This is a genomic window from Desmospora activa DSM 45169 (genome assembly GCF_003046315.1).
Classification (GTDB): domain Bacteria; phylum Bacillota; class Bacilli; order Thermoactinomycetales; family DSM-45169; genus Desmospora; species Desmospora activa.
In genome coordinates this window covers 628,324-640,205 of sequence record NZ_PZZP01000001.1, presented here as the reverse complement: position 1 = coordinate 640,205, position 11,882 = coordinate 628,324, and the positions used below count along the sequence as shown (strand labels likewise).

Genomic DNA, 11,882 nt, shown 5'->3' with positions numbered 1-11,882 from the left:
GGAGAGTCTTCATGTCTGAAGGGAAAGCGGGTTGGCTGGCAATCCGATCAGATGGAAGAGGAGGTGCGTTTATCCCTCATCCCCGATGGTGGAAAGGAAAAACGCCGTCCAAATTGCCTGTTTTCTGGAAAAATCAGCCCCTGCGCGTTCTACCGATACAAACCTCCCTACCGGAAAAAGGATCTCCATACCATCTTCCTACACGCTTACTTCAATCAGCCTCCGGTTTTTTTCGAGCTGGCCCCTTTATCGCCATTCTCACTTCCGCCGGTGGCAAAGGTTTTCGTGGCAACAGCTACAATTTCCGGGATATTATCCAAACCGGACGCCGGTTAGGGGTAACCGTATATGTTCTAACACCAGAAGGTATCCAAGGAAATCAGTCGCAAGTAAACGGTTTTTTGTTGGACAGCCGCTCCGGTTCAACCCAATGGGTACGTGCCACTCTCCCTCTCCCGGATATCGTCTACAATCGAATTCCCAGCAGAACCAAGGAACAGCTACCGGCAGAACAAAAAGCCATCCACTTTTTTAACGAGCACCCCGATATCCATTTGTTTAATCCTGGATTTTTCAATAAATGGACACTGTACACCTATTTACAGCAATCCGATAATCTTAAAAACATGCTGCCCGCCACCCAAACTTTGGAAAGCCCAACCGAATTTTATCAGCTGACAACCCGTTATGACACGCTGATATTAAAGCCGATCAACGGAAAAGCGGGCAAAGACATGATCCGTATTCAACGGCGAGGAGCAAAATTTGTTGTTACACACCAACGTAAAAATCCCCCCGTCACCTACGTCTGTGAAAATTGGAATGATGTATTAAAACGGACCAATCGCCTAACATACTCACAAAAATACGTCATTCAACAAGGAATCACTTTGGCCCGCTATCAGGGGAGGCCTTTTGATCTCCGCCTGTTGGCGCAAAAAAATGTTAAAGGCGAGTGGGGATGCACCGGTATTGGAATCCGAGTGGCAGGGGGGCGCGCTATCAGTACCCATGTCCCCATGGGGGGCTCTATCGCCGATGTTGATGTGGTACTAAACGAGGTGTTTAAAGAACGAGCCACTGAACTAAAAGAGAAGGTTGAACGGACAGGAATCGTGATTGCACGCCATATCGAATCGGAAGAAGGAAAAAACTTAGGTGAGATGTCGATGGATTTGGGATTGGATGAGAAGGGGCAGCTTTGGTTTTTTGAAGCTAACGCTAAGCCAATGAAGTTTGACGAACCGGAGATCCGGCGCCGTTCCTTGGAAAATTTGATTTATTACGCCTTACATCTCAGCGGCCACAATCAGCCGAAGCAGATGGGAGGGTAAACGATGCGGATCCTCACTCTTACACCACAGCTGCTCGCCCAACATCGTGAACGGCTGGTCCACTTTTCATTCCGTTATGGGGATAAACGTATCACACACAAAGCGCTGCGATGGTTACAGCGGTTGCCGACGGATCAATCATTCCCGGAAGGCACCTGGATGGCCGTCGCGCTGGATGAAGAGCGGTTGGCTGGATTTATCCTCTTTGGACAATTTGGTCTAAAAGAGGCGATTGTTATTGTTCACCCCGACCATCGTAAAAAAAGTGTGGGTGAACAATTATTAACCCTCGCCCTTGATCGCTTAGACCGGGTGTATACACGAGTTGCCTGTGACAATATACCCAGTCTAAAACTCTGTTTTAGCAAAGGGCTAATCGCCTTTCGCTTAATTACTGGCCCTACCGGTAAACCGACATTTATTCTAGGGGGAGGAAACTGGTCCCAGGAGGAATATGATCGATATTCCAATAAAATGATGATTAGCCGATCTTCGCACTGATGACCGGCTGAAGTATCGATCTTTGAGCCGATTCCAACGGGGAAATCGGCTTTTTAAGCGCCCAGATTTTACTCTACCCGTTTCCGCATTCATCCCTGATGAATATACCTATGTAGAGAAACAGTTGGAATGGAAAGGGATGAATGAGATGAGCCGCAAAAAGAGACCTTCCCGTCGTCCATCCCGTCCGAACACCCTCGATGACGAATGGGTGCTTGAGGAAATTATACAGCGGGAATGGAAGAAAAATGAGGAGCAGTCGTTATTACAACCGCAACCTAAAAATGATAACGCTGCTCAGATACGGGATAAAGAGACTCCGGCAAGTAAACCGGAAGCAAGCAAACCGCCGGTAAACCGAACGGCCACTGAACAGCAGCAACCGGAGCAATCGAGCCAGGAAACCTCACAAGAATCAAAGCAGCCGTTGCGTACCGGCCTGCAACGGAAAAAGGAAATCCGACACGCTTCCAATGATGAAAATGCATTTGTGTACACCCACGATTTGGTCGACGGTTCCGTCACCCATGAAAAACTGGGGAAACGTTCAATCGACGGCAGTAAGATTCGAGTGCAATCGATTGAAACCGATCATCTAAAAGATTTATCCATCACCAGTTCCAAATTGGCTTCCCAAGCAGTCCAATCCTCTAAGATTGCCCCCCGCTCCATCAAGGAGCAACATCTGGAAGCAAACATCATTGGATCCGATCAAATCAAACGGGAAGCGATCCAGTCAGAGCATATCCAGGAAAACATCGTGGCGGGCAACCGATTGCGTGATGACAGCATCGATGGAACAAAAATCCGCTCCTCCGCCATCCACTCCCATCATATCGCACATGGCCATGTCCATGGCGAACATTTGACAGAGGGAGCGATTCGCTCGGACAATATCGAAAGTGGAGCGATCACAACGGTCCATTTGGCCAATCAGGCAGTTAATCAAGCCAAGTTGGCTTATCAGGCCGTCTCCACCGAAAACTTAGCGGCCCGCTCCGTCACCAATGAAAAGTTGGCACCTAAATCCGTCACATCCAAAGAGCTTGCACCCGGCAGCGTTCAACACCAGCATATTCAGCCACAATCGATTCAAAGTTCCCATTTAGCCAATGATTCCATTAAGTCTTCAACCATCGCTGAAGGGGCAGTCGGGGCTAAGCAGCTCCAAGCGGAGACGATCGACTCCTCCCATTTAAAGGATCAGGTAATTAAAAGAAGACACCTCTCCTCCTCCAGTGTGGGAGAAGATCAACTGGCAGCCAATTCAGTCGCAAGTACACACTTACAAGAAAATACGGTTCACAGTCATCATCTCGCCCCTGGAACCATCCATGAAGAGCACTTACAAGAAGGATCCGTTACTACTTCCAAGTTGGCTCCCGCCTCTGTTCGTTCGGAACAAATCGCTCCCATGGGGGTTGAGGAAGAGCATTTAGCCAACCAATCGGTACGGGAACGTCATATCTCCGATCGAACCATCTCGGCTCGCCACCTGCAAGAAGGGGCGGTTCGGGGGATTCATTTGGCGGAAGAAACGGTTCGCGCCAATCATTTGAAGGATCGTTCCATTACAACATCCAAATTATGCCCGGAATCAATCTCAACCGATAAACTGACCAATTTCGCCATCACCAGCGAAAAAATATCCAACGGGGCAGTTACTTCCGATAAATTGTCTCCACGAAGTGTTTTCGGTCATCACCTGGAAGATCGATCCGTAGAATCACGCCACCTGAGTCCAGGGCACATCAACCGGGAGCACTTGGCCCCATCCAGTGTCGATGGGGAAAGTTTATCCACCGGTTCTGTAACCGATATCCATCTATCTGACTCTGCCGTTCAATCCCGCCACCTGGGAAAAGGAGTCGTAGAAGGTAGTCATATCGGCGAGGATACCGTACAATCCCGGCACATCGGCAATGGTGTGATTGAAAGCTATCACATCGATGATGACGCCATTCAATCCCGGCATCTCAACGAAAGCATTATCAGAGGAGAGCACATCGACCACGCTTCCATCCAATCCCGACACCTCGACGACAGCATCGTGGAAGGAAATCACCTCAGTCATTCCGCGATTCGCTCCCGTCATCTCAGTGAAAATTCCATAGCAGAAGAACATATCAGCGACGGTTCGATTCGATCGCGGCACCTCAACGCGGAAATCATCAAAGGGTATCACATCGATGATACCGCCGTTCAATCTCGTCATTTAGGTGACGGGGTCGTAGAAGGCATTCATATTGGAGACGCTGCCATTCAACCCCACCATTTGGACGATGATGTGGTGGAAGGAAACCACATCGGTGATGAATCGATTCAACCCCGACACCTCGCAGAAGGAGCGGTAAAAGCGGATCACATCGATGATGTCTCCGTCCAATCCCGGCACTTAGGCAACAGCGCTGTAAAAGGATATCATGTCGATGATGACGCCATTCAATCACGCCATCTGGGTGAAGGAATCGTAGAAGGCAGCCATATCGCAGATGATGTTATTCAGCCCCGTCATTTGGGCGACGAAACCGTAGAAGGAAACCACATCGGCGACGCTGCCATTCAATCCCGACACCTCGCAGACGGAGCAGTAAAAGGGGATCACATCAATGATATGTCCATTAAATCCCGCCACTTAAGCGATAACGTTGTAAAAGGAAACCACCTGAATGACACCGCCGTTCATTCCCGTCATCTGGGTGAAGGCATTGTAAAAGGTAACCATATCAGCGATGAAGCCATTAAACCACGCCATTTGAGCGAAGGCACCGTCGAAGGCAGCCACATCGGTGATGCTGCCATTCAATCACGCCATCTAAACGAAGGCATTGTGGGAGCGGAGTACATCGGTGACACCGCCGTTCAATCCCACCACTTAAGCGAAGGCGCTGTAGAAGACAGCCATATCGGCGATGCCGTCATTCAATCCCGCCATCTGAGTAGGGGGATTGTAAGAGCAGAATACATCGGCGATAACGCCGTTCACTCCCAGCACTTGAGTAAAAGCGCAGTAGAGAGCAATCACATCGGCAATGATGTGATTCAATCCCGCCATCTGAGCAAAGCATCGGTAGACGGAGACCACATCGGGGATGCTTCCATTCAATCTCGACACTTAGATGAAAGCATTGTTGAAGGGGATCATCTCAGTGACGCTTCCATTCAATCCCGTCACCTGAGCGAAGGAGTGGTAAGAGAACAACACATCGACGATCACTCCATTCAATCCCGCCATCTAGAAGAAGATGTTGTTGAAGGCAGCCACATCAGTGATGACGCTATTCAATCCCGCCACTTGCGCGATGGGGTTGTCGAAGGCAGCCATATCAGCGACGACGCCGTTCACTCCCGCCATCTGAGTGAAGGGACGGTGGGAGGAAAGCACATCGATAACGCTGCCATTCAATCTCACCACCTGGACAAAGGTGCAGTAGAAGGAAAACACATCGGTAAGGCCGCCGTTCAATCCCGACACTTAGGCAAAGGAGCCGTGGAAGGAAAACACCTGGATAATAGCACGATCCAATCACGCCATTTAAGCGACGGGATGATAAAAGAGAACCATATTGACAACGCAGCTGTGCACTCTCATCATCTGAGTACAGGGGCGGTAGGAGAGGACCATATCGACAATGCTGCCGTTCGCTCTCATCATCTGAGTGCAGGGGCGATAGGAGAAGACCATATCGACAATACGGCCGTTCACTCCCGCCATTTAGGTGAAGGGGCAGTGGAAGCGGCGCATATCGGCAACACCGCCGTTCAATCACGCCATTTGAGCGAGGGCAGTGTGGCAAGCAACCATATCTCTGATGACACGATTCAATCCCGGCACTTAAGCGAGGGCATTGTGGATAGCAGTCACATCGGCGAAGATGTCATTCAATCCCGCCACTTGAGTGAAGACATTATCGAGAGCAACCACATCGGCGACGATGCTATTCAATCCCGACACTTGAGCGAAAGCAGTGTCGAAAGTGGCCACATCCACGATGCCACCATTCAATCACGCCATTTAAATGAAGGTATAATCGAAAGCAGCCACATCGGTATCGATACCATTCACTCCCGACACTTGAGTGAAAGTAGTGTCGAAAGTAATCACATCAATGATGCCACCATTCAATCACGCCATTTAAATGAGAGTATAATCGAAAGCAATCACATCGGTATCGATACCATTCAATCCCGACACTTGAGTGAAAGTAGTGTCGAAAGTAATCACATCAATGATGCCACCATTCAATCACGCCATCTAAATGAGAGTATAATCGAAAGCAACCACATCAATATCGATACCATTCAATCCCGACACTTGAGTGAAAGTAGTGTCGACAGCAATCACATCAATGATGACGCCATTCAATCGCGCCATCTGGATAAAGGCACCATCGAAGCAGAACATATTCAACCTTACTCCATCACGTCGGAACACTTGGCTGATGGAACGGTAGAAATGGAAAAACTGGCGTTTGATTGGAAGAAATTCCTACCACAAAGCGGCTCGCTTTCCTTTAGCATCGCTCCCGGAGCAGAACAATTGGAATTAAAGGTCCCCTTAAATTCCCCATTTATCTCTCCCGGCTATACTGCGGTCGCACTAACCGATCAGCCCGGGTGTGCAGTCAATTTGGTCAATCAGGAAGAGAATGCCTTCACATTGCGTTTAACACTGAGTACTCTTTGCAGCAAAAACCTACAAGGCAATCTATTCTGGATTGCAGTCGGTTCCGAGCAGCCGCTTTACCAGGGGACCACTCCTGTTGAAGAGGCAGAGGAAAACACCCTTGCCGCAGCAGCATATCCCATACCTTCGATCCAAGAGATAAAAGATGCAGAAGAGTCTCCCGCCCTGATCGCCTCGCTAGAGGAAAACGATGAACCGGCCATCACGGAAGAAGAGCAACTCAATTTCGCTGAAGCTTTCCAGCCCTATCATGCAGCAGAAGAAGCAGAATACAAACCTGAAACAGAGGAGTCTATCGATCAAGTTGAGCCCGAGCAAAACGACCAACACACGATTGACGACCAGTCTGAGCAGGACGACGATTTACTCACCGACGATGTAAAAGCCGAACAAGATGACGATCCATCCGCCGATGACGCAAAAGCCGAACAAGATGACGATCCATCTGCCGATGACGCTGAATCCGAACAAGATGACGATCCATCTGCCGATGACGCAAAAACCGAGCAAGATGACGATCCATCTGCCGATGACGCAAAAACCGAGCAAGATGACGATCCATCCGCCGATAATGCAAAAACCGAGCAAGATGACGATCCATCCGCCGATAATGCAAAAACCGAGCAAGATGACGACCCATCCACCGTTGACGCGAAATCCAAGCAGGACGATGATCAATATTCCGACGATGCGAAAGCCGCACAAAGCAATGACCCATATTCCGACAACGCGAAATCAGCTCAAACCGAGAACCAATACACTGCCGATGCAAAGTCCGAGCAGAACGACGATCATTATATCGATGGTCCGAACGATAATCTGGAACAACCGTAAACCATAAACCCTCGACATTCGTGTGAGATGTCGAGGGTTTTTTATTGACGGACAAGTCTATACCCTTTCGCCGTAAATCGATTTATCAAATTATTTCATACCAGCACTCGTTTTTTCGATCACCTGATACCCGTCCACCACCGTTGTCAATTCCCCTGTACCAGGATCGATAATTAAGCCATGAACTGGTACTCCAGGTAACATCAACGGATGTTCACGAATGATCCGCACGCTGTTCTCAACACTCTCCTCCACTGAAGCAAACCCTTGCAACCACTTTTTCAAATGGATGCCGGACCGCTCCAATGTCGTAATCGTATCATCTGAGATCCCACACTGCCGCATTTTGGCCAGTGTCTCCTCCGGCTGGATGCTTCCCATCCCACACCCATAATGTCCAACAACACAAACCTCCCGGGCGTTTAGCTCATAGAGAGCAACCAACACACTACGCATCACGCTGCCAAAGGGATGGCTTACGATGGCACCTGCATTTTTGATGATTTTGGTGTCCCCGTTCTTTAGATTCATCGCCCGTGGAAGCAACTCCGTCAAACGAGTATCCATACAAGTAACGACAACCATCTTCTTATCTGGAAATTTAGTGGTTTGATATGGAAGATACTCCTTATTGGTAACAAAGGAACGGTTATGGGCTAAGATTTGATCCAGTATCCGCATCGTAATCCCTCCTTTACTTGATGCTATTTTAATCGAAATCAATGCCCAGGCAAAGCAACAAAAATATCCGGTGGCCAATTATGACTATCTTGATCCACCCCTTATCTAATTCACAGATTTAAACTTTGTAGTTTGTACCCACATTAAACAAAAGAAAAAAACTTGTAATCAATAGAAGAGATATGAAATGATTGCTTAAAGACATAGAAAGCGGAACAATCCAGGGGATTAGCTACAAATACTGCCGTTTGCTCCAACGAACAGACGGCTATGCATACTGAGAGGAGGGACGACAGGAGAAAAGAGAGCCGCCCTAAGCACTCCCACCAGAGGGGCCGGGCGACGCCGCCCATTCCTCCCCACGGCTAAAGCCGGGGATCTCCTGTCAGTATTTGGATGAATTTTACTATAGAAGAAGCGATTGAGGTTCTGGAACGTACACCACAAACATTGGAGTATTTTTTAACGGGTTTATCGGATGGATGGTTGCAATGCAACGAAGGCGAGGGAACCTGGAACGTCTCTGAAGTGATTGATCACCTGATTGAGGGAGAGAAAAATAACTGGATACCACGATTAGAAATGATCCTTCATGAAGGTGAAAGCAAACCCTTTCCCCCATTTGATCGTTATTCTCACTTAAATGAGAAACCTAAAAAATCGATTGAACAAAAATTACTTGAATTTAATACGATGAGAACACAAAATATAATCAAACTCAAAGCTCTTGTTGAATCTGACTCACATCTTGAATTGACGGGTTCACATCCTGCATTTGGGATAGTGAAAGTAAGAGAATTGCTTTCGACATGGGTTGTTCATGACCTAACGCATATTGCTCAAATCGTACGAGTAATGGCCAAGAGATACCAAGCGGACGTTGGACCATGGATTGAGTATTTAGGGATATTGAAAAAAGAATAGAGGAATAGAAGGATCAAGCCCCCGTGAAATTTCACTAAGTGGGGTTTAATCTTTTTTATCTTCCATCGAGAGGCTATGGAGGAGGATCGACATGTAACAGAGAATTTATTAGCAAAAGAGATAGAATGCGGTAATCGCATTTAAGGGGGATACTATGAATGCCGAAGTATTAGACCGGCTCTTCAAAAAATTCCCTTGGTTCCCTTATGTATTTGCGTGCATGGCCATTTTGGGATTTGGCTGGTGGTTACTTACCCAGCCAGTTTGGGAAAATCTTACCCCCTCTGTCCTGATCATTGGGAGCATCTTAACGCTGTTCGTGATAGGATTATGTTGGTGGGGTTATAGAAAAACCTCTAAATCCATTAATCAAATCAACGATTTCTCACAATCCGAGAAGGAAAATTTAAGAAGTGCTGAAGCCCTTGATATTATGAGTACGATTGGCAGCACCACCGCAAAACTTTTATACGAATCCTACTCATCTTATAAATTTGGACATGCTATCAACCACATCTGTTGGCTTATCCGAGTCTTTATGACCAATCCCAAGTCGACCGATCCTAGAGTCGTTATATTTATACCAAATGGCGCAGAAACCAAACTAAATCCTTGCGGTTGGGCTGGTCATTCTACCGATCTGCTTCAATACAATCCAAAAATCACCGAGAAAAACTCAGCAGGATTTACCTACATAACCGGTGAAGACAACTATGAACCCGATGTTACAGCGCGAGGCGCCCGCTTTGAATCCAATCCCGAGTCTGAAAATCATTTTTACTCTCTATTAACCACACCCATCCGCTGTGGAAAAGAAGTAATAGGCGTTATCAGTATCACCGGAAACGAAAGGCACTCATATGATGAATCCGAATATATCCCCTATATGAAAGCATTTGCCAATGCTCTTTCATCTTTGGTATATTATCATTTGAAAAGTCAGGAGGGAAAAAGAGATGGGCCAAGTGAAGAAGCAGTCTCCTCGACAACAGGAAAAACTGTATGAGCGCTATGAGAAAGGTAAAATATCACCTCAAGAATTTTTAGACAAAGCAACGGACGGCCTTTTTAAAGAAAAACGCCGGGCTATATCAGCTAGACATGAAAAACATTTTGGAAAAAAGATACTATAAAAAAGCCGGGTAGGGATGATCTCAACCCGGCTTTGCTTTGTATTCATATTAAGATAACGTGCCTAATCACTTTCCTGTAGCAACCTCTTCTTCGTCAGCCATTCCCCACTATTTAACCCTCCGGCTCACCATTGTCTCGAATTTTCTACACTCCCTAACCAAGTTGTAAGCATAATCTTGCTATTACGCTAAATCCGTCCCTGATCACCGCTTAGCGCCAAAAGAAAAAGGCCTTTTTTCGGCCGTTTGTTACAGAAAATGACGCGTACATTTTTTACCGTTGTAGGTAAACAGAACTTCACGCTGCTCCACAACTGTCTCAATATGGACCGGACGTCCCCATAAGGCGTTAACATGGGGCAGTGTCTTCTCGATATATTTAATATCCAACTCTAATCCCTCAAAACGATGCTTTAGGTACAACTCACCATTTTGACGATAATCTCCATCCTCCACCATGATCACCGGATGTCCTCCGTTGATGCGGCTGGCGATCAGGCTTTCGCGCACTTCTTCCCACCGTTTGTCGGAGATGGTCCACTCATGACCTTCACGTTGAAACACATACAGATCAAGGTCTTCCACCAATTTTTTAGTGAGATAATTGCGAATAAACGAGGTATCCATCTCCATCTCACGCACTTCATATATCTTTTCTCTCCCTTTGCCCGGTTTCCATCCCAGCTCCCGCTCTTTTGCGGTAGGGTTATCATAACGACGTTCAATATCTTCAAAAATCTTCAGCCCTAAATAATAAGGATTGATTGAGGTTGTGGAAGGTTGGATCACAGAAGCGTTCAACTTGGCAAATTCCAATGTTTCCGCATCCGTCAAATCAAGCTCCCGCATAATCCGAATATGCCAGTAAGAGGCCCATCCTTCGTTCATGATCTTGGTCTCCATCTGCGGCCAGAAATAAAGCATCTCTTCCCGCAAAACCGTCAAAATATCTTGTTGCCAGCTCTCCAACTCCCGACAGTGATTCAGGATAAACAACAACAGATCCTTCTCTGGATGTTCAGGAAAGCGTTTATTCCGCTCTGTCTTTTGTTCCCCCTCTTCTAAGCCATCCAACTTCCACAAATCCTCGTATGGTGTTACCTTGCGACGGGGTTGTTGTTTTTTCTGTTTTTCCTCTTTTTCCGTCAACCGGGGTTTGGGAAGCAAGCTGGGATCCACATGCTCTTGCACAGCTAATACATGATCCAGAAACTCTTCCACTTTTTCTCTGCCGTGCTCCAATTCATATTGACGAATTCGTTCCGCGCTTGCCGCCATACTTTCCACCATATCTTTAGAGGTGTTGGAGAAACGAGCATTATTCTTAAAAAAATCGCAATGCGCCAATACATGGGCAACAATCAACTTATTTTGGATTAAGCTGTTTCCTTTAAGCAAAAAAGCATAGCAAGGATTGGAGTTAATCACCAGCTCATAAATTCGGCTCAAATTTAAATCGTATTGCATTTTCATTCGATGGAAGGTTTTGCCGAAACTCCAATGAGAAAAGCGGGTCGGCATGCCGTAAGCACCAAAAGTGTAAATGATATCGGCGGGGCAGATTTCATATCGCATCGGGTAAAAGTCGAGACCGAAGCCTGAGGCCACTTCTGTTATCTCCACAATCGCACGTTCCAACGCTTTTCGCTCATCGGCCATTTCACATCTCCCCTTCACCCTGACCCTTTCTTTCTAACATACGCGATACCCCTTTGCAGGTTGTTAGGAATGTTGTCCTTTTCTGTGTAACGAATCGATAAAAAAGAAAAGCCCGGATTGACACCAGGC

General features: G+C 47.0%; 8 protein-coding genes. 6 read left to right on the top strand and 2 right to left on the bottom strand.

Annotated elements, in window-relative coordinates; all coding sequences use genetic code 11:
- The first annotated feature begins 11 nt into the window (after nucleotides 1–11).
- From C8J48_RS03090 to C8J48_RS03080, 3 genes are read left to right on the top strand one after another with little or no spacing between them, the layout of a single operon-like run.
- The gene (locus C8J48_RS03090; protein WP_107724906.1) at nucleotides 12–1,334 is read left to right on the top strand and encodes a YheC/YheD family endospore coat-associated protein; all 1,323 of its coding nucleotides are present in this window, start codon (nucleotides 12–14) and stop codon (nucleotides 1,332–1,334) included.
- Between the two features lie 3 nt (nucleotides 1,335–1,337).
- Entirely contained in the window at nucleotides 1,338–1,835 is a 498-nt protein-coding gene (locus tag C8J48_RS03085) for a GNAT family N-acetyltransferase (RefSeq protein ID WP_107724905.1), read from the top strand.
- A gap of 22 nt (nucleotides 1,836–1,857) precedes the next feature.
- Nucleotides 1,858–7,356, top strand: coding sequence for a WIAG-tail domain (locus tag C8J48_RS03080; RefSeq protein WP_107724904.1), 5,499 nt, complete (start codon nucleotides 1,858–1,860; stop codon nucleotides 7,354–7,356).
- A 90-nt stretch (nucleotides 7,357–7,446) separates the two neighbouring features.
- Here C8J48_RS03080 and C8J48_RS03075 read toward each other — a convergent pair whose 3' ends face one another.
- On the bottom strand, nucleotides 7,447–8,037 hold the full coding sequence (locus C8J48_RS03075; protein ID WP_107724903.1) for a beta-class carbonic anhydrase: 591 nt from the start codon (nucleotides 8,035–8,037) through the stop codon (nucleotides 7,447–7,449).
- A 396-nt stretch (nucleotides 8,038–8,433) separates the two neighbouring features.
- On the opposite strand from C8J48_RS03075, the gene C8J48_RS03070 reads away from it, so the two are divergent.
- The 3 genes from C8J48_RS03070 (at nucleotide 8,434) to C8J48_RS18615 (ending at nucleotide 10,094) form a co-directional block, all read left to right on the top strand.
- A complete protein-coding gene (locus C8J48_RS03070) occupies nucleotides 8,434–8,961 on the top strand; it encodes a DinB family protein (protein WP_107724902.1) in 528 nt (175 codons plus the stop codon).
- 154 nt (nucleotides 8,962–9,115) lie between these two features.
- The gene (locus C8J48_RS03065) at nucleotides 9,116–9,967 is read left to right on the top strand and encodes a GAF domain-containing protein (protein ID WP_107724901.1); all 852 of its coding nucleotides are present in this window, start codon (nucleotides 9,116–9,118) and stop codon (nucleotides 9,965–9,967) included.
- A complete protein-coding gene (locus C8J48_RS18615) occupies nucleotides 9,918–10,094 on the top strand; it encodes a hypothetical protein (RefSeq protein ID WP_170105102.1) in 177 nt (58 codons plus the stop codon). The genes C8J48_RS03065 and C8J48_RS18615 overlap by 50 nt, the downstream gene beginning before the upstream one ends.
- A 249-nt stretch (nucleotides 10,095–10,343) precedes the next feature.
- Here the strand turns inward: C8J48_RS18615 and C8J48_RS03060 are convergent, their stop codons facing one another.
- On the bottom strand, nucleotides 10,344–11,753 hold the full coding sequence (locus tag C8J48_RS03060; RefSeq protein WP_107724900.1) for a SpoVR family protein: 1,410 nt from the start codon (nucleotides 11,751–11,753) through the stop codon (nucleotides 10,344–10,346).
- Between the last annotated feature and the right edge of the window lie 129 nt (nucleotides 11,754–11,882).